The organism is Halomonas sp. HNIBRBA4712 (assembly GCF_043558675.1).
Lineage (GTDB): Bacteria > Pseudomonadota > Gammaproteobacteria > Pseudomonadales > Halomonadaceae > Vreelandella.
This window is the reverse complement of record NZ_JBIFXR010000005.1, coordinates 155,499-176,568: the sequence shown is the minus strand read 5'-3', so window position 1 is coordinate 176,568 and position 21,070 is coordinate 155,499. Positions and strand designations below refer to the sequence as shown.

Annotated in this window: 21 protein-coding genes; 5 read left to right on the top strand and 16 right to left on the bottom strand. The window is 63.4% G+C overall.

All coding sequences use genetic code 11. The features are described from left to right. Positions 1–130: 130 nt before the first annotated feature. The 5 genes from ACGK9R_RS11695 to phnD all read right to left on the bottom strand — a co-directional run bounded on the left by ACGK9R_RS11695 (position 131) and on the right by phnD (position 4,080). The gene (locus ACGK9R_RS11695) at positions 131–562 is read right to left on the bottom strand and encodes a host attachment protein (protein WP_394581434.1); all 432 of its coding nucleotides are present in this window, start codon (positions 560–562) and stop codon (positions 131–133) included. 90 nt (positions 563–652) lie between these two features. Further along, positions 653–1,462 carry a phosphonate ABC transporter, permease protein PhnE gene (phnE, locus tag ACGK9R_RS11690; RefSeq protein WP_394581433.1) on the bottom strand — a complete coding sequence of 270 codons (810 nt, stop codon included), beginning with the start codon at positions 1,460–1,462 and terminating at the stop codon, positions 653–655. Continuing rightward, entirely contained in the window at positions 1,456–2,262 is an 807-nt protein-coding gene (gene phnE, locus ACGK9R_RS11685; protein ID WP_394581431.1) for a phosphonate ABC transporter, permease protein PhnE, read from the bottom strand. Before phnE (ACGK9R_RS11685) ends, phnE (ACGK9R_RS11690) begins: the two co-directional genes overlap by 7 nt. Next, positions 2,249–3,046: a phosphonate ABC transporter ATP-binding protein gene (phnC, locus tag ACGK9R_RS11680; RefSeq protein WP_394581429.1), complete on the bottom strand. Its 798-nt coding sequence runs from the start codon at positions 3,044–3,046 to the stop codon at positions 2,249–2,251. Before phnC ends, phnE (ACGK9R_RS11685) begins: the two co-directional genes overlap by 14 nt. A gap of 53 nt (positions 3,047–3,099) precedes the next feature. After that, positions 3,100–4,080 carry a phosphate/phosphite/phosphonate ABC transporter substrate-binding protein gene (gene phnD, locus ACGK9R_RS11675; protein ID WP_394581425.1) on the bottom strand — a complete coding sequence of 327 codons (981 nt, stop codon included), beginning with the start codon at positions 4,078–4,080 and terminating at the stop codon, positions 3,100–3,102. A 148-nt stretch (positions 4,081–4,228) separates the two neighbouring features. On the opposite strand from phnD, the gene ACGK9R_RS11670 reads away from it, so the two are divergent. Then, entirely contained in the window at positions 4,229–4,828 is a 600-nt protein-coding gene (locus ACGK9R_RS11670) for a histidine phosphatase family protein (protein WP_394581423.1), read from the top strand. Here ACGK9R_RS11670 and ACGK9R_RS11665 read toward each other — a convergent pair. From ACGK9R_RS11665 to hemE, 7 genes are all read right to left on the bottom strand, one after another. Continuing rightward, a complete protein-coding gene (locus ACGK9R_RS11665; RefSeq protein ID WP_394581636.1) occupies positions 4,825–5,553 on the bottom strand; it encodes an amino acid ABC transporter ATP-binding protein in 729 nt (242 codons plus the stop codon). The genes ACGK9R_RS11670 and ACGK9R_RS11665 overlap by 4 nt on opposite strands. Positions 5,554–5,613: 60 nt before the next feature. Continuing rightward, on the bottom strand, positions 5,614–6,714 hold the full coding sequence (locus tag ACGK9R_RS11660; RefSeq protein ID WP_394581421.1) for an amino acid ABC transporter permease: 1,101 nt from the start codon (positions 6,712–6,714) through the stop codon (positions 5,614–5,616). Positions 6,715–6,730: 16 nt separating this feature from the next. Next, the gene (locus ACGK9R_RS11655; protein WP_394581418.1) at positions 6,731–7,921 is read right to left on the bottom strand and encodes an amino acid ABC transporter permease; all 1,191 of its coding nucleotides are present in this window, start codon (positions 7,919–7,921) and stop codon (positions 6,731–6,733) included. Positions 7,922–8,001: 80 nt separating this feature from the next. Further along, the gene (locus tag ACGK9R_RS11650; RefSeq protein WP_394581416.1) at positions 8,002–9,027 is read right to left on the bottom strand and encodes an amino acid ABC transporter substrate-binding protein; all 1,026 of its coding nucleotides are present in this window, start codon (positions 9,025–9,027) and stop codon (positions 8,002–8,004) included. Positions 9,028–9,279: 252 nt separating this feature from the next. Next, positions 9,280–10,305 carry an amino acid ABC transporter substrate-binding protein gene (locus tag ACGK9R_RS11645; RefSeq protein WP_394581415.1) on the bottom strand — a complete coding sequence of 342 codons (1,026 nt, stop codon included), beginning with the start codon at positions 10,303–10,305 and terminating at the stop codon, positions 9,280–9,282. A gap of 97 nt (positions 10,306–10,402) precedes the next feature. After that, positions 10,403–11,263, bottom strand: coding sequence for a polyamine aminopropyltransferase (speE, locus tag ACGK9R_RS11640; RefSeq protein WP_394581414.1), 861 nt, complete (start codon positions 11,261–11,263; stop codon positions 10,403–10,405). Next, positions 11,260–12,381 carry a uroporphyrinogen decarboxylase gene (hemE, locus tag ACGK9R_RS11635; RefSeq protein WP_394581412.1) on the bottom strand — a complete coding sequence of 374 codons (1,122 nt, stop codon included), beginning with the start codon at positions 12,379–12,381 and terminating at the stop codon, positions 11,260–11,262. Before hemE ends, speE begins: the two co-directional genes overlap by 4 nt. Before the next feature lie 161 nt (positions 12,382–12,542). On the opposite strand from hemE, the gene ribA reads away from it, so the two are divergent. Next, on the top strand, positions 12,543–13,178 hold the full coding sequence (ribA, locus tag ACGK9R_RS11630) for a GTP cyclohydrolase II (protein WP_394581410.1): 636 nt from the start codon (positions 12,543–12,545) through the stop codon (positions 13,176–13,178). Positions 13,179–13,210: 32 nt separating this feature from the next. Here ribA and ACGK9R_RS11625 read toward each other — a convergent pair whose 3' ends face one another. From ACGK9R_RS11625 to djlA, 3 genes are all read right to left on the bottom strand, one after another. After that, a complete protein-coding gene (locus tag ACGK9R_RS11625; protein WP_394581407.1) occupies positions 13,211–13,858 on the bottom strand; it encodes a glutathione S-transferase family protein in 648 nt (215 codons plus the stop codon). After that, positions 13,858–14,259: a hypothetical protein gene (locus ACGK9R_RS11620; protein WP_394581405.1), complete on the bottom strand. Its 402-nt coding sequence runs from the start codon at positions 14,257–14,259 to the stop codon at positions 13,858–13,860. Before ACGK9R_RS11620 ends, ACGK9R_RS11625 begins: the two co-directional genes overlap by 1 nt. A gap of 100 nt (positions 14,260–14,359) precedes the next feature. After that, complete coding sequence (gene djlA / locus ACGK9R_RS11615; protein ID WP_394581404.1) at positions 14,360–15,133, bottom strand: co-chaperone DjlA; 774 nt, start codon at positions 15,131–15,133, stop codon at positions 14,360–14,362. 185 nt (positions 15,134–15,318) lie between these two features. Here djlA and ACGK9R_RS11610 point away from each other — a divergent pair, with 185 nt between their 5' ends. The 3 genes from ACGK9R_RS11610 (at position 15,319) to ACGK9R_RS11600 (ending at position 19,043) form a co-directional block, all read left to right on the top strand. Beyond that, positions 15,319–17,643 carry an FdhF/YdeP family oxidoreductase gene (locus ACGK9R_RS11610; RefSeq protein ID WP_394581402.1) on the top strand — a complete coding sequence of 775 codons (2,325 nt, stop codon included), beginning with the start codon at positions 15,319–15,321 and terminating at the stop codon, positions 17,641–17,643. Continuing rightward, positions 17,636–17,908, top strand: coding sequence for a MarR family transcriptional regulator (locus ACGK9R_RS11605; protein ID WP_394581400.1), 273 nt, complete (start codon positions 17,636–17,638; stop codon positions 17,906–17,908). Before ACGK9R_RS11610 ends, ACGK9R_RS11605 begins: the two co-directional genes overlap by 8 nt. 193 nt (positions 17,909–18,101) lie before the next feature. Continuing rightward, positions 18,102–19,043, top strand: a complete 942-nt coding sequence (locus tag ACGK9R_RS11600; protein ID WP_394581398.1) for an aldo/keto reductase — start codon at positions 18,102–18,104, stop codon at positions 19,041–19,043. Between the two features lie 72 nt (positions 19,044–19,115). Here the strand turns inward: ACGK9R_RS11600 and dxs are convergent, their stop codons facing one another. After that, positions 19,116–21,056 (bottom strand): 1-deoxy-D-xylulose-5-phosphate synthase, encoded by a 1,941-nt coding sequence (dxs, locus tag ACGK9R_RS11595; RefSeq protein ID WP_394581396.1) that lies wholly within the window; start codon positions 21,054–21,056, stop codon positions 19,116–19,118. Positions 21,057–21,070: the final 14 nt, after the last annotated feature.

Genomic DNA, 21,070 nt, shown 5'->3' with positions numbered 1-21,070 from the left:
CGTCAATACCGGCGAGGCATCCAAAGAGGAGAGCGCCGCTTTCCCGGGGCCGCCCATCGCGCCGAGAGGGTCGGCGGTTGAAGGACCGGGAAAGCGGCGCGAGGTATTGCTTCAGTCAAAGGCGAAAGACTTATCCCAGATTCTTGACCGCCTTTTCGATCTCCTCCTGGGAGGCTTTGGTCAGATCCTTGGAGAGCGTATTCGTCACCAGCTTCTGGGTCGGCTTGTCGAGCTTGTCGCGCAAAAGCCCGAGGAACTTCGGCGCGGCGATCAACACGAGCTCGTCCATCCTGTTGCTGGTACGGGCATCGAACAGGTACTGGGTCACCTGCTTGGCGAACATCTCGTTTTCGTGCTCGAGCGCCTCGCCGCCCTCGGCGGAGGAGCGTGCCGAGCCCTGGGAGCCGGTATGCACGTCCGCTCCGGGGCTATCGGTCACCAGATCCCCTTCGTGCATCTGACCTTCGGCGTGCACCAGGCTCTCTTTCTCGGTGAGCTTGTTGGCGGCGTGGGTGAAGATGCGCGCGCGTCCTGCGTCGGCTACCACGATGTAAGTAGGCATGATCGAACGTCCTCCGTGTCGTTAGTGATGGATTAAACCTGGCAAGCGGTGGGCGTTAGGTCAACCGTCCACCGCGTCCTGGCGCTCGCGTCAGAGCACCTTGCGTCGCAAGAGGCTGGTAACGGCCTCGCCGATCAGCACTAGCACGATGATCGCCAACAGGATCGTGGCCACCGTCGGCCAGGCGAAGGTGTCGATGGCGCCCTGCAGAATCACGCCGATACCGCCGGCGCCCACCAGTCCCAGCACGGTCGATTCACGAATGTTGATGTCCCAGCGCAGAATGACGATGGCGAAAAAGGCCGGCATGACTTGAGGCACGATCGCGTACGCGATGACCTTGGCCTTGGAGGCACCGGTCGCCTCCATCGCCTCGACCGGGCGCCGGTCGATCTCCTCGATCGCCTCGCCCATCAGCTTGCCGATGAAGCCGATCGAGCGGAACACGATGGCGAGAATCCCCGCCAGTACGCCGGGGCCGAAGATCGCCACGAACAAAAGCGCCCAGATAATCGTGTTCACCGAGCGGCTCGAGACCAGAATGAAGCGCCCGAACCACAGGCACGCCCGGTTGGGGGTGGTGTTCTGAGCGGCGATATAGGCTACCGGCAGCGCAAGAAAAATCGTCAGAAACGTTGCGAGCGTGGCGATATGCACGGTTTCGAGCAAGGCGCTGACGATGTTGGCGAACCCATCCGGGCTTGGTGGCCACATGCGTCCGGCGAGCCCGGCGATCTGATCCGGGGCGTCCCACACCCAGGGCCAGAAGATGTCGATATCGCGCAGCGCCCAGACGACGAGTGTCAGGGTCGATAACAGCACGGCGTAGCGAATCAAACGTTCCTTGCGATCAAAACGCTGCCAGACGCGGTCGGCGAGTCGTTCGGCGTGATCTACCATATCTTTTTCCTCACCCAACCGCTGATGCCCTCACTGAGCAGAATCACCGCGATGATCACCAGCAGGATCGCAAAGGCAAAGTCGTAGTCGTAGCGCCCGAAGGCGTTCATCAGGGTGCCGCCGATGCCGCCAGCGCCAACGATACCGACCACGGCGGAGGCGCGCAGGTTACTGTCGAGCTGATACATCGAAAGCCCGATCTGGCGAGGCAGGATTTGCGGAAATACGGCGTAGAAGAGCGTGGCCAGATAGCCGGCTCCGGCGGCGCGCATCGCTTCGACCTGGCCCCAGTCGATCTCTTCGATCTCCTCGGCCAGGAGCTTGCCGACGAAACCGATCGAGTAGAGCGTAAGCGTCAGGATGCCCGCCAGCGGACCAAAGCCCACGGCGGCCACGAAAAGAATCGCCACGATCACCGGATGAAAGCTTCGTGAGACGATGATCACCGCGCGGCCGATCAGATAAATCGGCAGCGGCGCGATATTGCGAGCGGCCATCACGGCGAACGGAATCGAGAGTAGCACGCCCAAAAGCGTTGCCAGTATCGCGATCTGAAAGCTCTCCTTGAAGCCGGTCAGCAAAAGCTCGAAGCGGTCGAAATTGGGCGGAAAGCCGCCGCTGAAAATGCGCGCCGCCCGCGGCAGCCCCTCGCTGATGCGTGCCCAGTTGAACGGCAGCGAACCAAACGCCCATATCAGGTAGGCCGCCGCGATGACCAGCAGGCCGTAGCGCACCACCGGATTGGCGATGAACGGCGGTTTTCGCCACTGTCGCGGTGTCGAGGCTTCAGGTGGCGTCATGGCTTTTTTCCTCGGCCGGGACATCGGTGATCGCATCATCCGGCGCCTCGATGCCACCGTAAATCTCATCCAGGGCATCCTTGTTGAAGTCCGCCGGTATCCCGTCGAAGATCATCTTGCCGTGGCGCAGCCCGACGATGCGCTCGGTGTAGGTTTTGGCCTGGGCGACGTTATGAATGTTGATCAGCACCGGCAGCGAAAGCTCATTTGCAAGGCTTTGCAAGAGCACCATGATCTGCTCCGAGGTGCGCGGGTCGAGCGAGGCGGTGGGTTCGTCGGCCAGCAGCACGTCCGGCTCCTGCATCAGCGCGCGAACCACGCCGACCCGCTGGCGCTCACCGCCGGAAAGCTCGTCGGCGCGCTTATTGGCGTAGTGGGCGATTCCCACGCGCTCCATCAGGTGAAAGGCGCGATCGATGTCTGCCTGAGGGTAGCGCCGGGAAATCGCTTGAAAGAGGTTGACGTAACCGAGCCGTCCCGCCAGCACGTTCTCCATCACCGTCAGCCGGTCGAGCAGGTTGAAGCCCTGAAAGACCATGCCGATCTTGCGTCGAGCGCGGCGCAGCTCCGCGCCTTTCAAATGAACGAGCTCGGTGCCGTTGAGCGTAATCGAGCCCGATGTGGGCTCCACCAGGCGATTGATACAGCGCAGCATGGTGCTCTTGCCCGCCCCCGAGGCGCCCACGATGGACACCACGCTATTGCCTTCGACCTTGAGATCGAGCCCCTTGAGTACGGGCTCGCTGTGGCCATAGCGTTTGACCAGATTCTTGATTTCCAGCATGTTGTCGCTTCCATCGGCAGCCAGCAAACCGCGCCCCGGGGGCGCGGCACGTTTTACTCTTCCATGTTCTCGGGCGTGTAGGTCACGCCATTGGCGGCCTGGATGGTGCGAATCACCTGCCAGTTATCCTTGTAGTTGATCGGAATGAACTTCTCGACGCCCTCGAACTCCTCGCCAAGCTCGGTACCAGCGAAGTCGAAGCTGAAAAACGCCTCTTCGATCTTTTCGACGAGATCCGGATGCAGATTGTAGGCATAGTTGTAGGAGGTGGTGGGGAATCGGTCGGATTCATAGATCAAACGCACGTCCTCCTCGTCGTAGAGTCCACGCGCGGCCATGCGTTCGACCACTTCCGAGGCGACCGGGGCGGCATCGTAGTCGCGCGCGACCACGCCCAGCATGGACTGGTCGTGGCTGCCGGAGTAGACGACTTCGTAGTCCTCGTCTGGCGTGATCCCCAGTTCCGGAAGCAGCGCGCGGGGCGCGAGGTTACCGGAGTTGGACGTCGGCGAAGTGTGAGCGACACGCTTGCCTTTTAGATCCTCTAGGGTTTCGATATCGGAGTCGACGTGGGTGAAAAGCTGCAGCGTATAGCCGAACTGACCGTCGTCGGAGCCCATCAGCGCAAACGGCACCGCGCCTGCCAAATTTACCGCGAAGGGCGTAGGGCCTGTCGAGAATCCGGCGATGTGAAGCCGGCCGCTGCGCATTGCTTCGACCTGAGCGGCGTTGGACTGAACGGCGAAAAAGCGCACGTCGCGCCCGGTCACTTCGGATAAATGATCGATGAATGGCTGCCAGATATCGGAGTAGATAGCAGGATCTTCGACCGGGGTATAAGCGAAGATCAGCGTGTCCGGATTGGCCCACTCGGACTCGTCGGCGGGGCGGTCGGCGACCATGTCGCCGTTTTCATCGCAGTAGATCGTATCCAGATCACCGCGTTCGCACTCGGCAAGGGCGGTAGAGGAGAGCAGCGCAAGCGGAAGCGCCACCGCCAGCGAAAGGGCAGACTTACAAGACAGGATAGTCATGAGAACCTCGGTAACGGTTATTCTTATGATCGACGCGCGATTTTGAGCGTTACAGCGGTGCGCGGCGGGGTTATGGTTTCGTTTCTGCGCATTGAATGTTTATTTTTCGAAAACGACACTTCTTCAACGTAGGGTTTGTGACAAACGTATGTCAAGCACTTTACAGGGCACCTTATACCATTGGCGCAACCGCTATCTGCTGATGCGCCACGGCCACAGCCAGGCCAACGAGCAGGGGCTGATCGTAAGCTCCCCCGAGCGCGGGCTCGACGCCTTCGGGCTTTCCGCAACCGGTGAGCGTCAGCTCGACGAGGTGGTGGAAAACTGGGCCTGGCCGGTGCCTTCGCGCATCGTGCATTCGGATTTTCTGCGCACTACCGAAACGGCGGGGCGTGTGGCGAAGGCGCTGGGTGTGCCGGTGGAAAAGGACGAACGCCTGCGCGAGCGCTATTTCGGCGAGTTCGACGGTCAGAAAGTGGCGTGCTACGAGGGCGTCTGGGTGCTCGATGACTCCAACGCCGAACACGCTTCGCACGGGGTCGAGCCGGTCGCCCGGGTCGCGGCCCGTATGCAGGCGGTGATCGAAGCGCTGGAAGCGCGCTTTGAGGACGAGACGATCCTGCTGGTCAGCCACGGCGACCCGCTGCAGATACTGCTGACCGCGATAGCCGGCAAACCGCTCACCGGCCATCGCAACCAGACGCCGCTAGAGCCTGCCAGCATCACGCTGGTCGACAAAAGCGCCTAGTGACCGAGGATCTGGCTCAAAAAGAGCCGGGTACGCTCGGACTGTGGGTCGTTGAAGAAGGGCTCCGGGGCGTTCTCCTCGATGATCTGGCCCTGATCCATGAAGATCACCCGGTCCGCCACGGTTTTGGCAAAGCCCATTTCGTGGGTCACGCAGAGCATCGTCATGCCCTCGTTGGCGAGCTCGATCATGACGTCGAGCACTTCCTTGATCATCTCCGGGTCGAGCGCCGAGGTGGGCTCGTCGAACAGCATCACGTCCGGGTGCATACACAATGAGCGTGCAATCGCCACGCGCTGCTGCTGACCGCCGGAGAGCTGGCCCGGGTACTTCTTCGCCTGCTCGGCGATGCGTACCCGCTCCAGATACTTCATCGCCTGGGCCTCGGCTTCGCGGCGCGGTTTCTTCTGCACCCACATCGGCGCGATGCAGCAGTTCTCCAGCACGCTTAGATGGGGAAAAAGGTTGAAGTGCTGAAATACCATGCCCACGCTGCGCCGTACCTGCTCGATGCGCTTGACGTCCTGGGTGAGCGGCACGCCGCCGACGACGATCTCGCCCTGCTGGTGCTCTTCCAGGTGATTGATGCAGCGAATCAGGGTGGATTTGCCCGAGCCTGAAGGCCCGCAAATCACGATACGCTCGCCGCGTTTTACTTCCAGGTCGATATCACGCAGCACGTGAAAGTCGCCGTACCACTTGTTGACGCCGCGCATTTCGACCATTCGATCTTCGGTGTTCAAAGCTGCTTCGCTCATGGGATTGTCCTTATTGGGTAAGCGGCGTTAACGCTTGTGACCGGTGTTGAGCCGGCGCTCGAGGTACTGGCTATAGCGCGACATGCTGAAACAGAAAATCCAGAACATGAACGCGGCGAACACGTAGCCTTCCAGCGAGAAACCCAGCCAGCGCGAGTCGGAAAGCGCCGCCTGCACGATGCCGAGAAGATCGAAGAGGCCGATGATCATAACCAGCGTCGTATCCTTGAATAGCGAGATGAAGGTGTTGACGATGCCGGGAATCATCATCTTCAGCGCCTGGGGCATCACGATCAGCCCCATGCGCTTCCAGTAGGTCATGCCGAGCGCGGCGGCGGCTTCGTCCTGGCCGCGCGGAATCGCTTGTAGCCCGCCGCGAATCACCTCCGCCATGTAGGCGCTCTGGAACAGCGTGATACCGATCAGCGCGCGAATCAGCCGATCGACGGTGAGCTCCGAGGGCAGAAACAGCGGCAGCATCACCGAGGCCATGAACAGCACCGTGATCAGCGGTACGCCGCGCCAGAACTCGATGAACACCACTGAGAAGCTCTTGACGATCGGCATGTTCGAGCGCCGTCCGAGCGCGAGCACGATACCGATGGGCAGCGCCCCGATCATGCCCACCGACGCCAGCAAGAGCGTGAGCATCAGCCCGCCCCAGCGGTGGGTGGGAACACGCGGCAGGTCGAAATAGCCGCCGTGGAGCAGAACAAACGCGATCACCGGGAACACCACCAGCGCAAACACCGCCACCCAGCGCTTGAAAGGCAGTCGCGGTATGGCAAGCCAGGCGATCAGCGCGAAGAAGCCGACGAAAACGATGTTGGCGCGCCACAGCTCCGAGCGTGGGTAGAGCCCGTAGATGAACTGGGTAAAGCGCGCCTTGATGAACACCCAGCAGGCGCCCTCGCGGGAGCAGTCTTCGCGCGTAGTGCCCACCCAGTCAGCGTCGATCAGCGCCCACTGCACGGTAGGCACCACCAACAGGTAGAGAACATAGAGGCCGACTAGCGTGAAGAGCGTATTGATGGGGCCATTAAAGAGGTTGGCGCGCAGCCACGCTACGGGGCCGATGGTATTTTTCGGCGCCGGGCGCTGCTCGATCATGGTTTTATTGTGAATCATGGAGTGTCATCCTCGCCTAGCGTTCGACCAGCGCCACGCGGGCGTTGAACCAGTTCATGAACAGCGATACCGTCAAGCTGATGCTCAGATAGACCGCCATGGTCATGGCGATGACCTCGATGGCCTGGCCGGTCTGGTTCAGCGTGGTGCCGGCGAACACCGACACCAGATCCGGGTAGCCGATCGCGGTCGCCAGCGACGAGTTCTTGATCAGGTTCAGGTACTGGCTGGTGAGAGGCGGAATGATCACCCGCATCGCCTGGGGAATGACCACTAGCCGCAGGATCAGGTTGCGCGGCAGGCTTAGCGCCTGGGCGGCTTCGGTCTGGCCGTGGGAGATCGCTTGGACGCCCGAGCGCACGATCTCGGCGATGAACGAGGCGGTGTAGATCGACAGCGCCAGCCACAGCGCCAGAAATTCCGGAATGACGGTGACGCCGCCCCGGAAGTTGAAGCCCCGCAGTTCCGGCACGTCCCAGGTGATCGGCACGCCGGTCGCCACCAGCACCAGAAGCGGCAGGCCGAGCAGAAGGCCGAAGGCGGTCCAGTAAGCGGGCAGGCGCTTACCGGTGGCCTCGTGGCGGCGCTTGTTCCAGACGATCAGCGCGATGCTGGCGATGAGTGCCACGATGAAGGCCACGGGAATCAGCCCGAAACCGGACTCGAACAGCGGGTCGGGCAGGTAGAGCCCACGCACGTTCAAGAAAATTATCTCGCCAAAGGCGTAGCTTTCGCGGGCGCTCGGGAGCGTACGTAGAACGGCGAAGTACCAGAAAAAGATCTGCAAAAGCAGCGGGATGTTGCGAAAAATCTCGATGTAGGCGGCGGCCAGCTTGGCGATCAGCCAGTTGGGTGAAAGCCTGGCGATGCCGACGATGAAGCCGATGATAGTCGCCGCGAGTACCCCCAGACCCCCCACCAGCAGGGTGTTGAGCAGGCCGACGAAAAAGGTGCGCCCGTAGGTGCTTTGCGAGGAGTAGTCGATCAGGCTTTGAACGATGCCGAAGCCTGCGGTGTTGTCGAGAAAGCCAAAGCCCGTGGTGATGCCCCGGGCGGCCAGGTTCTGCTGGGTGTTGCCCACGATATAGAGCAGAAAGGCGGCAACGGCGGCCACCACCAGCACCTGAAAAATGAGCGCGCGCTTGGCGCGGTCTCGCCAGAAGGGGGGCTTGTGGCCCACCGGGCGAGCGGTCGGTCTTGCTGACATGAATGCGTCTCCGCGGTACGGCAGAATCCATCAAACGGCCCGCCGGGCGGTGCGCGGCGGGCCGGGGTCATGCGAGACGCTTAGCGAATCGGCGGTGCGTAGTGAAAGCCACCCTGGTTCCAGAGCGCGTTGACGCCGCGCTCGATCTGAAGCGGCGAGTCCATACCCACGTTGCGATCAAAGCTTTCGGCGTAGTTACCCACCTGGCTGATGATGTTGTAGGCCCAATCGGCTTCCAGGCCCATGCCTTCACCGTAGTTGCCGTCCTGTCCCAGGATGCGCGCGACGTCCGGGTTTTCGCTGTCCATCATCTCGTCGACGTTCTCGGAGCTGATGCCGTACTCTTCGGCGTTGAGCATGGCGAACAGCGACCACTTGACGATGTTGAACCAGGTGTCGTCGCCCTGACGCACCACCGGGCCCAGCGGCTCCTTGGAGATGATCTCCGGCAGGATCACGGCGCCGTCCGGGTCGTCGAGCTGGATACGCAGCGCGGCGAGCTGCGAGGTATCGGAGGTCAGCACGTCGCAGCGCCCGGACTGGAAGCCGCCCACGGTCTGCTCGGAGGTATCGAAGACGATCGGATCGAAGGCCATGTCGTTGGCGCGGAAGTAGTCGGCCACGTTGAGCTCGGTAGTGGTGCCGGACTGGATACAGATCGCCGCGCCGTCGAGCTCGTCAGCGCCGCTAAGGCCCAGATCGCGGTTGACCATGAAGCCGATACCGTCGTAGAAGGTCACGCCGGTGAAATTGAGGCCCAGAGTGGTGTCGCGGGTGGTGGTCCAGGTGGTGTTGCGCGAAAGTACGTCGACTTCGCCGGACTGCAGCGCGGTGAAGCGCTCGACGGCGTTGAGCGAGATGTAGTTCACCGCGTCGGCATCGCCCAGCACTGCAGCGGCGACGGCGCGGCAGATGTCGACGTCGAGCCCCTGCCACTCGCCGCTGTCGTTTGGCGCGGAGAAGCCCGGCAGGCCGTCGCTCACGCCACACTGGACGGCGCCTCGTGAGCGCGTATCTTCCAATACGTCCGCCTGAACGCTCGCAACGCCGGATAGGGTGAGAGCGCCAGCGGAGGCCAGCAGTACCGCGTTTTTCTTGTTGAACATGGTGGTTTCCCGTCTTCGTTATTGGAATATCGTTACAGGTGTCGATATACGCCACCCTAACGCTAGCAAGGAAGATGCCAGAAAGGGCATGTTGGCTCATTCAGCGCTTTTCAACGCAAGTGCGCCTACGTTAGGACCAAAGTGGTGCTGTAAAACGGTGCGTAATCGGCTACGCGGCGCCCTCTTTTGGGGCGCCTTCCAAACAGCTGTTTGAAAATCGTTCAGCAAAAACAGGTAAATAGCGCAACGAGCCTAGCGAATCGGCGGCGCATACTGAACGCCACCCTCTTTCCACAGGGCGTTCAAGCCTCGGCCGATATTAAACGCTGAGCCCGCGCCGACGGTGCGCTCGAAGACCTCACCATAGTTACCGACCTGCTTGACGATCTGATACGCCCAGTCCGCCTCGAGCCCCATGCCCTCGCCGAACTCGCCGTCACGGCCCAGCAACCGCATGATTTCGGGATTTTCGTCCTCGAGCTTTTCATCCACGTTGGCCTGGGTGACGCCCAGCTCCTCGGCATTGAGCAGCGCAAAAAGCGACCACTTGACGATGTTGAACCACTGATCATCCCCCTGGCGCACCGCCGGACCCAGCGGCTCTTTCGAGATCACCTCGGGCAGTACCACCGCCATGTCCGGATCCGTAAGCTGCATCCGCTGGGCGTAGAGCTGCGAAGCATCCGAGCTCAGCACGTCGCAGCGCCCCTCTTCGAAGCCGATGATCGATTGCTCCGGGGCATCGAAGACCACCGCGTCGAATTCCATGCCGTGGCGGCGGAAGTAGTCGGCGAGGTTGAGCTCGCTGGTAGTGCCGGACTGGGTGCAGACCGCCGCACCGTCGAGCTCTCGGGCGCTTTGCACGTTCAGGTCGCTTGCCACCATGAACGCCTGGCCGTCGTAATAGCTAACGCCGGTGAAATGGATGCCCAGCGTGGTGTCGCGGGTGGAGGTCCAGGTGGTGGTGCGAGCGAGCACGTCGATTTCACCGGACTGCAATGCGGCGAAGCGCTCGACGGAGTCCAGCGGCACGAACTCCACCCGCGCGCCCTCACCCAGGGCCGCGGCGGCCACCGCCCGGCAGATGTCGGTATCGAGTCCCTGGTAGGTGTCCTCGTCGTCCAGCGCCGAGAAGCCGGGCTGAGCGGCGTTGACCCCGCAGCGAAGCGACCCGCGCTCCTTGACCGTCTCGAGAGTGCTGGCAAGCGAAAGCCCCGGCAAAAGAAGCGCCGCCGCCAGTACACCGGCTGCGCCGTTGAATCGATACACGTTGTTCATTGTTATTTCCCTTGTGAAGAGTTCGTGTGATCCGCGAAAAGGACAAAAAAAGACCGGGCAGTGCCCGGCCTCGTCAGCGTACTGGCGGCGCTCGATATCAGGCGAACGCGGCGCGCATGAACGGCGGCAGTGCCAGGGCGCCACGATGGGCGTCCACCGTATAGTACTGTAGCGGCATTTCGTGGTCGGCGGCGGCCTCCTCGCGAAAGCGTTCAACGCTCACACCTTTACCGGCGAGCGTCACGCTCCACCAGCCGGAGGGATACACCGGCTGCGGGAAGGGCAGTGTGGCTACGCTCTGAAAGCCCGCCGCCAGCATGTCGCCGCGCAGTTCGCGAATGATCGAGCTCGAGTGATAAAGCGGCGACTCGCTCTGCTGCACCAGCACGCCGCCGGGCTTGAGAATCCGGTGGCAGCGCTTGAGGAAGTCGGTCTTGAATAGCCCCTCCGCCGGGCCCACCGGGTCGGTGGAGTCGATGATCAGCACGTCGATACTCTCATCTGCTGCCTCGTCGACCCACTTCACCCCGTCGGCGAACACAAGCTCCGCGCGCGGGTCGTCATTGGACTCGACCAGCGCCGGAAAGAAGCGCCTGGAAGCTTTGGTGACTTCCTCGTCGATATCGATCTGGGTGACCTTCTCCACGCCTTCGTGGCGCAGCACCTCTTTCAGCGTGCCGCAGTCGCCGCCGCCGATGATCACCACGCGCTTCGGGTCTTCGTGGGTGAAGAGCGCCGGATGGGCGATCATCTCGTGGTAGAGGAAGTTGTCGCGGTCGGTGAGCATCACGCAGCCGTCGAGCACCATCAGGTTGCCGTAGGTCTCGGTGGCGTACACCTCGAGATGCTGATAATCGCTCTGCACGTCGAGCAGCTTCTCGCTGATTTTCAGCGCGAAGGCGCTGCCGTGGCTGTCGAACACTTCGGTAAACCACTGGTCCTGATTCAAATCGCTCATCGAGCCTCTCCGTCGCTCTGGTTCTGATTCTGATGCTGATTTTGATGATACTGCGGGCTCAGCTCGTGCAGCGCGTCCATGAAGGCGCTGACGTTGTCCGGATTGGTGAACTGGCTGATGCCGTGGCCCAGGTTGAAGACGTGGCCGGGGCCGTGCCCGTAGCTTTCCAGCACGCGAGCGACCTCGGCGCGAATCGCAGACGGGCGGGCGAACAGCACGTTGGGGTCCAGGTTGCCCTGCAGCGCCACCTTATGGCCCACGCGTGCGCGCGCATCACCGAGTTCGGTGGTCCAGTCGATGCCGAGAGCATCGGCGCCGGCGCAGGCGATATCCTCGAGCCACTGGCCGCCGTTCTTGGTGAACAGGATCACCGGCACGCGGCGCCCTTCATGCTCGCGAATGAGCCCCGAGACGATCTGCTCCATGTAGCGCAGCGAAAACTCCAGGTACGCCGGAGTGGAGAGCGAGCCCCCCCAGGTGTCGAAGATCTGCACCGCCTGGGCGCCGGCGCGAATCTGGGCGTTCAGGTAGTCGGTCACCGCCTGGGCCAGGGTATCGAGCAACTGGTGCATGGCGTCCGGGGTGTCGTAGAGCATGGTTTTCAGGTGGCGAAAATCCTTGCTCGAGCCGCCTTCGACCATGTAGGTGGCCAGCGTCCAGGGGCTGCCCGAGAAGCCGATCAGCGGCATGCGGCCGTTAAGCTCGCGGCGAATGGTGGAGACGGCGCGCATCACGTAGTCCAGATCGCGTTCGACATCGGGCACGGCAAGTGCTGCGACCTCTTCCGGCGTACGCACGGTCTTTCTGAACTTCGGCCCTTCGCCGGTCACGAAGTAGAGCCCCAGGCCCATGGCGTCGGGAATGGTCAGAATGTCAGAAAACAGGATCGCCGCGTCGAGCGGGAAGCGCTCAAGCGGTTGCAGGGTCACCTCGCAGGCGAAATCCTGATTGCGGCACAGATCCATGAAACTGCCCGCCTGGGCGCGGCGCTCGCGGTACTCCGGCAGATAGCGCCCGGCCTGGCGCATCATCCACACCGGTGTGCGATCCACCGGCTCCTTGGCCAGCGCGCGAAGAAAGCGGTCGTTGTGTAAGACGGGGGGCGTGACAGAAGACATGAAAGCCGGCTCTTGAGAAATTTGCCCCATTGTAGGCGAGCGGCGGGGCTCGGGATAGCCGCCCTTGCCGCGAGACCGTGAGACCGGCGCGCCTTTTTGCTAAACTGGCGCGCCTTTCTACTCACATCGTTGACGGCCCACGCCGATTTGCGAGGTAATCCGTGACCATTCGCTTCATTGCCGCCTGCCGGCTGCCCACCCCCTGGGCCACATTCACCATGCACGGCTTCGAAGACGATGCGACGGGCAAGGATCACGTCGCGCTCACGCTTGGCGATGTCGCAAGCGATGCGCCGGTGCTCGGGCGGGTCCACTCGGAGTGCCTGACCGGCGACGGGCTTTTCTCGATGCGCTGCGACTGCGGCTATCAGCTCCAGGAGGCGCTCAAGCGGATCGCCGAAGAGGGGCGCGGGGTACTCTTGTACCTGCGCCAGGAAGGGCGCGGCATCGGCCTTTTGAACAAGATTCGCGCCTACCAGCTCCAGGACCAGGGCGCCGACACCGTCGAGGCCAACGAGCGCCTCGGTTTCGGTGCCGACCTGCGCCGCTACGATCTCTGCGTGCCGATGCTCGAGCACCTGGGCATCCAGGCGCTCAAGCTCATGACCAACAACCCGCGCAAGGTGGCCGCCCTCACCGATGACGGCGTCAACGTCGTCGAGCGCCTGGCGATCACCACCGGCCTCAACCCGCACAACGAGCAGTACCTGGCCACCAAGGCGGGTAAGCTAGGCCACATGATGGCGCTGGACGACTTTACCCAGGCCGATGACGTGGATATCGAGCGCAAGGAGTAAACGGCGCTCGGGCGCGGCCCCGGGGCTTCGCTCTACTCGGCTGGGTTATTGCCCGAGGGGGCATCGGTGGCGGTTTTCTCGCGCGCCGTTGCACGCGCCATGGCCGGGCGCTGGCAATGGTGTTGCCGGTAGTCCTCGAGCGCCTCCGGCAGACGGTACTTCATGCTTTGCGCCCAACCCAGCGTATGGGTCAGGAACAGGTCCGCCAGGGTGAAGTGGGCGTCGACCAGAAAGCGCTGGCCCTGAAAGCGGCGCTCCAGCGCATCAAGCGCACGTTGAAACTCCCAGGCGCAAGTGGGAACGATGGCAGGCACTCGCTTGGCTTCGGGCAGCGCGAACGTGTGCTTGGCCTGCTGCCAAAGCGGTTGCTCGAGTTCGGTGGTCACGAACGCCAGCCATTGATCGACCAGGGCGCGCTTTTCCGGAGTATCGGGCAGAAGCTTTCCGTCACCGTAGCGCTCGGTTAAATAACGACAAATCGCCGCCGATTCGAACAGCGTCAGCTCACCATCTTCGATGACCGGCACCTTGCCGCCCGGGTGGCGCGCCAGGTGCGGATCGGAGCGCCCCTCACCCTTGTCCAGCGCTACGTGATGGTACTGGTAGTCAACGCCCAGCTCCTCCAGCGTCCAGGCGACGCGCAGCGAGCGGGAGTGGGGGAAGCCGTAAAGCGTGATCATCACTGTTCCCCGTGGGGAGTGGCGTCTGCGTTTGAAGGCGCGTCGCCAAGCTCACCGACGCCCGCCACCGAGTCGTCCTCGTCGATCCACTCGATTTGGCCCTCGTCGTCCAAGCGGACGCCGTAGCAGGTGGGTTCGCCGTCGCCGTAGTCGAAGCACATGGTGTCATCGACGATGCTGGCCTGACCGGAATACCCCTCGCCGACGATTTCGCCGTTGGGCAGATAGAGCTCGCTATAGGCCTGGTCGCCAGCCATCGTGCCCGCGACCTGATGGCCCCAGATCAGCTCACGAATCTCGTTGCCCGATAGGCGCTCGCCCTCGGTTTGCGCCAGCGCTGCACCGGTGCTCCCAAGCGCAAGGGCAAGCGTAACGGCGGTGATCGGTGTTGATAAACGCATGGTGACTCTCCTGTGATCGGCCCGTAGCGGGCCGGGAAATATGGCGCTCAGGTCGGCGCCGAGCGGCATGAAAACGGGCGAGCCTTGGCGCGAGATCGAATCAGCTCGCCTCGCGGGCGCTCTTGATACGATCGAAGGCGTTGCTGATTTCGCTGGTGCGCTGCTGGGCGACCTCGCGCATGCTCTCGGGCAGGCCCTTGCCGGCGAGCTTGTCCGGGTGATTCTGGCTCATCAGGCGGCGGTAAGCTTTTTTAACCTCGGCGTCGCTCGCCTCGTCGCTCACACCCAATACCCGGTAGGCATCTTTCAACGAGGCCTCACTGGTCGCTTGGCCGTTACTGGCGGCGCGATCGAGCATCGCCTCGATCTGCGCGAGCTCGGTGTCGCTACAGCCGATGCCGCGCGCTACGCGCATCAGCATATCGCGCTCGGCGTCGTGAATTTCGCCGTCGGCGGCAATGGCATTGAGCTGCACCTGCAGAAAGACCTGGCGCAGCATCGGCTGGCGTTGGGTCAACTGGCCCACGCGGGCAAGCTCGGCGTCGAGATCGAACGACTCGGCGCGGCCGCGCTCGAAGGCGGCGCGCGCTTCGGCGCGCTGTGAATCACTAAAGCGCATCTGGGTAAACAGTCGCTCGGCGATGTCGCGCTCACCGGCGCTGACGCGCCCATCGGCCTGGCAAAGGCATCCCATCACGGAAAAGACCGACTGCAAATAGCCCTGCTCGATCTGTGCGCGCGCCACTAACAGCCGCCGCCGGGCGCGCTGGGCGAGCCAGAAGCCGACCCCGCCGCCAAGCAGCAATCCCAACGGGCCGAACAGGGCCAGGCCCAGCAGTCCAAACAGCAATATCGAAATAGTCAAAAACGCCATGGTTCTCTCGAAGCGGATGAAAAAAAGCGCGTGGATGCGCCACTATGTTGGGCATTGAGAGTCAGTATAGAAGGATTGGTTTCCCTCGCTTGACCTGACCGGGCTTTTGCCCAAACTCTAATGTAATGAATCGACAGGCGACCGCCTTGGCTGGCCGCCAGACACGCCTTGCAAGGAGACGCGCCATGACCTCGCCCAGCAGCCAATACCCCGCCGCCAAAAAGGCCCGCGAACACGACCCGGAGGTCGGCGAGTACAAAAGCCCGGCGGGCGGATGGGGCGCGCTCAAGGCGGTGAGCCAGCACCTTCTGCACAGCCGCTCGCCCGCGAGCAACGCCCGCTCGCTTTTGAAACTCAACCAGCCCGACGGCTTCGACTGCCCCGGCTGCGCCTGGGGCGACCCGGAGCACGGCTCCTCCTTCGAGTTCTGCGAAAACGGTGTGAAAGCGGTGACCTGGGAGGCGACCGCCAAGCGGGTCAAGCGCGACTTTTTCGCCAAATACAGCGTCACCGAGCTCAAGAGCTGGGACGACTACCGCCTGGAGGACCAGGGCCGGCTGGTTGAGCCGATGGCCTACAACGCCGAGACCGACCATTATGAACCCATCGGCTGGGACGCTGCGCTCGATCTGATCGCCGCCGAGCTCAAGGCGCTGCCCACCCCGGATGACGCCATCTTCTACACCTCCGGCAAGGCGTGCAACGAGTCCGCCTACGTCTTTCAGCTTTTGGCGCGCCTTTATGGCACCAACAATCTGCCGGACTGTTCCAACATGTGCCACGAGGCGAGCGGCGTGGCGCTCAAGGCGGCGCTGGGCACCGGCAAGGGCAGCGTGCTGCTCGAGGATTTCGAACACGCCGAGGCGATCTTCGTGTTCGGCCAGAACCCGGGTACCAACCATCCGCGCATGCTGGGCACGCTGCGCGAAGCCGCCGAGCGCGGCGCGATCATCGCCAGCTTCAACCCGCTGCACGAGCGCGGCCTCGAGAAGTTTGCCGACCCGCAAAAGCCGCTGGAGATGCTCCACGGTGGCAGCCACCGCATTAGTTCGCACTACTTCTGCCCCAAGCTCGGCGGCGACATGGCGGCGGTGCGCGGCATCGCCAAGGCGCTGTTCGAGCGCGAAGCCGCTGGCGAGTCGGTGCTCGACCACGCCTTTCTGGCCGACTACACCGAACAGTTCGAGGCCTACCAGGCGCGGGTCGAGGGTACGAGTTGGGCGACGTTGGAAGCGCAGTCCGGCCTTAAGCGTGAAGAGATGACGCAGGCCGCCGAACTCTACGCCCGCTCGAAGGCGACCATCATCTGCTGGGCAATGGGTATCACCCAGCACGAGCACTCGGTGCCCACGGTGCGCGAGATCGTCAACCTGTTGATGCTGCGCGGTAACCTGGGCAAGCGCGGCGCCGGCACCTCGCCGGTGCGCGGCCACTCCAACGTGCAGGGCGACCGCACCATGGGTATCTTCGAGCAGCCCTCGGATGAGCTACTCGACGCGCTGGAAGCGCGCTATAAAACGCCCATGCCGCGCGAGCACGGCGTGGACTCCGTGGCCGCGGTGGCGGCGATGCGCGACGCCCCGGGCAAGGTGTTCGTGGGCCTGGCGGGCAACTTCACCCGGGCGGTGTCCGATACCTTCGTCGCCGAGGCGGCGATGCGCCAGTGCCGGCTGACCGCGTTCATCAGCACCAAGCTCAACCGCAGCCACCTGATCACCGGGGAAAAGGCGCTGATTCTGCCGTGCCTGGGTCGCAGCGAAATCGACAAGACCGGCGGCAAGACCCAGCTGATCACCGTCGAGGATTCGATGAGCATGGTGCACGGCTCCGCCGGCATCAACCGCCCGGCAAGCGCTGATCTACCCTCGGAAATCGCGCTGCTGACGAAGCTAGGCGAGAAGCTGGTGGGCAGCGACGCTGTCGACTGGGCGGCGATGCGCGACGATTACGACGTGATTCGCGACCACGTGGCCGAGGTGATCCCCGGGTTCGAGAACTTCAACGAGCGGGTGCGGGTGCCGCGCGGCTTCTGGCTGGGTAACCCCACCGCCGAGCGTGACTTCCCCACCGACAGCGGCAAGGCGGTGTTCTCGGATGAAGCGTTGCCCGACGAGGTAATGCACCAGCGTATGGCGGCGCGCGAGGGCTGGCTGACGCTGCAGACCCTGCGCTCCCACGATCAGTACAACACCACCATCTACGGCTACAACGACCGCTATCGCGGCATCGAGAACGGCCGCCAGGTGGTGTTTCTGAACCCGGCGGATATCGAGCGCCTCGGCGTCGAAGCCGGGCAGTGGGTCGATCTGGTGGGCGAGTCGGACGACGGCATCGCTCGTCGGGTCGAGGGCTTCAAGGTCGTGGCTTACGACACCCCCGCCGGCTGCGCGGCGGCCTATTACCCGGAAACCAACCCGCTGGTGCCGCTTTCCCATAAGGGCGAAGGCAGCCATACCCCGGCGTACAAATCGATCGCCATACGCCTCGAGCCCAACGCCCGCATTGCCTGATACCGCGACGCTCGAGCGCGCGCTGGCCGAGCTGCAAAAGGCGCACCCGGCGCTCGATGGGCTGAGCGCCCTGGTGCTGCTGGCCCTCGATGAGCAAAACGAGGCCGGGCTCTCGAGCGCCCGGCTGGCGCGTCGGCTGGGCATCGAGCATGCGCTTGTTCGCCGCGCGCTGGCCGAGCTTGAAGCGCTTGGCTGGGTGGCGCTCTCGCCCGCTGGCGGCGCCTCACCGGCGCTGCGCGTTCGGCGCCTGTACCCGCTGCCCTGACCTTTTCGGGTCGTGATGAAGACGTGAAAGAGGCACCTGAACGGGGTAGCCAAAGGCGCCACCTGGCAGTCGCTCTATTTCAGACTACCCTAATCAAGGGTCGGCGCTTTTCGGCCACCGCGGCGTACATGGAGTACCGCCCGGCCGGGTTCGAGACCGACTTCGACACCTATCCAGTTAGGGAGAGAGGATAATGCAAAAGTACGCACTGGGCCGTTCCGGCATCGACATCGCGCCGCTCGCCTTTGGTGGCAACGTTTTCGGCTGGACCGCCGATGAGAAGCGCTCTTTCGAGCTTTTGGACCGTTTCGTCGAGCGCGGCTTCAACGCCGTGGATACCGCCGATGTCTACTCCGCCTGGGCGTCGGGTCACGAAGGTGGCGAGTCCGAAAAAGTGCTCGGCAAGTGGCTCAAGCAGAGCGGCAAGCGCGACGACATCGTGCTGATGAGCAAGGTCGGCATGTGGGAGAAGCGCAAGGGCCTTTCCGCCGCCAACATCGAAGCGGCGGTCAACGACTCGCTCAAGCGCCTGAACACCGACTACCTCGACGTCTACTTCGCCCATATCGACGACAAGGACGTGCCGTTCGAGGAGACCCAGGGCGCCTTCGATAAGCTGATCAAGGCGGGCAAGGTGCGCACCATCGGCGCCTCCAACCACAGCGCCGAGCGCCTGAAGCAGGCCCTCGACGTAGCCAAGGAGCACAACCTGCCACGCTACGAGCTGATGCAGCCGCTTTATAACCTGGCCGAGCGCGAGGAGTACGAAAGCGGATTGAGCGAGCTGGCGAACAAGGAGTCGCTGGGCGTGGTGAGCTACTTTTCGCTCGCCAGCGGTTTTCTGACCGGCAAGTACAAGACGTTTGAAGACGCCAAGGGCAGCGCCCGCGAGCCGTTTCTCGAGAAGTACTTCGACGAGCGCGGCCAGCGCATACTCGACACGCTTTTGAGCGTTTCGAAGGACGTCGACGCCAAGCCCGCCCAAGTGGCGCTCGCTTGGCTGCGCGCCCGCGACGGCGTCACCGCGCCGATCGCCAGCGCCACCAAACTCGAGCAGCTCGACGATACCCTCGACGCGGTACAGATGACGCTGCCGGACGAAGCGGTCAAGCGCCTGAACGAGGCGGGCAAGTAAGCCTGGAATACGTTCCCCGCAAGTAAAACGGGCAGGCCCAAGGGCCTGCCCGTTTTGCGTCGAGACGTCCGGTCAGCCGCTGGCGTTTTCCAGCGTCGCCAGGCGCTTTTCGATCGCCGCCTGGATGCCGGCAGCATCCAGCCCGCAGTCACTCAAGAGCTCCGCCGGGGTGCCGTGCTCGACGAAGCTGTCGGGAAGCCCCAGCATCAGCACGTTGGCCGCAACGTTCTCGGCGTGTAGAAGCTCCGCCACGGCGCTTCCCGCGCCGCCGGCGACCACGTTCTCCTCCAGCGTCACCAGAAGGTTGTGCTCGGCGGCGGCCTCCAGTACCGCCTCGCGGTCCAGCGGTTTGATGGTGCGCATGTTGATATGGGTCGCATCGAGCGCCTCGGCGACCTCTTCTGCCGGGCCGTTCATGCTGCCAAAGGCGAGAAGCGCCACCTTAAGGCCATCCCCGCCGGCGCGGCGGCGAGTCTCGGCGCGGCCGATGGTCAACGGCTCCAGGTGCTCCGGGGTGGCCACACCCGGCCCGGTGCCGCGCGGGTAGCGCACTGCCGCCGGGCCTTCATGCTGGTAGGCGGCACTCAGCATGGCGCGGCACTCGGCTTCGTCCGCCGGCGCCAGAATCACCATGTTGGGCACGCAGCGCAGAAACGAGATGTCCATGCTGCCGTGGTGGGTCGGGCCGTCTTCGCCAACGAGCCCCGCGCGGTCGATGGCGAAGGTCACATCCAGCCCCTGCACCGCCACGTCGTGGATCAGCTGGTCGTAGCCGCGCTGCAGGAAGGTGGAGTAGATCGCCACCACCGGTTTCATACCCTCGCAGGCCATGCCGGCGGCGAGTGTGACCGCGTGCTGCTCGGCGATCGCCACGTCGAAATAGCGCGCCGGGTACTCCTTCGAGAAGCGGATCAAATCCGAGCCTTCGCGCATCGCCGGCGTAATGCCCATCAGCCGTTGGTCGACAGCGGCCATGTCGCAAAGCCAGTGGCCGAACACGTTGCAGTACTTCTGTTTGGGCGCGGCCGGGGCGGCGGCGGGCTTTTTCGCCTCGGCCTGGGCGGCGCGCGGTTTTTCCAGCTTGGTGATCGCGTGGTAGCCGATCTGGTCGGCTTCCGCCGGTAGAAAGCCCTTGCCCTTGACGGTCTTGATATGCAGAAACTGCGGGCCGCTCTGGTGGCGCAGCGCGCCGAGCGTATCGGTCAGCGCTTCGAGATCGTGGCCGTCGATGGGGCCGACGTAGTTGAAACCGAGCTCCTCGAAGAGCGTGGCGGGGCTGACGAAGCCCTTCATGTGCTCCTCGGTGCGCTTGGCGAGCTTGAGCGCGCCGGGCAGATGCGAGAGCACCTTCTTACCCTCTTCGCGCATCTTGAGATACGGCTTGCTGGCGAGCATCCGCGCCAGATACGTGGCCAGGCCGCCGACGTTTTCCGAAATCGACATCTCGTTGTCGTTGAGCACTACCAGCATGTTGGCGTTCATGTGACCGGCGTGAATCAGCGCCTCGAAGGCCATGCCGGCGGTCAGGGCGCCATCGCCGATGATCGCGCATACCTTGCGATCGTCGTTCTGCGCCCGGGCGGCCAGCGCCATGCCGAGGGCGGCGGAAATCGAGGTGCTCGAATGGCCCACGCCGAAGGTGTCGAACTCGGACTCGGCGCGGCGCGGAAAGGCGGCCAGGCCCCCGTGCTGGCGAATGCCGGTCATCGCCTCGCGCCGTCCGGTGAGGATCTTGTGTGGGTAGGCCTGGTGGCCCACGTCCCACACCAGCCGATCCCTGGGCGTATCGAAGACATGGTGCAGCGCCACGCTGAGCTCGACCACGCCCAGCCCCGCGCCGAAGTGGCCGCCGGAAACCCCCACGCTATAGAGCAGATAGGCGCGCAGCTCGTCGGCAAGCTGGGCAAGCTGAGCATCGTTCATGGCCCGCAGCGCGGCGGGGTGATCAAAGGAGTCGAGCAGCGGCGTGGCCGGGCGCTCGCGGGAAATCTCGTCGAACAGCTTCATGGGCATGGGGTCACGGTCTT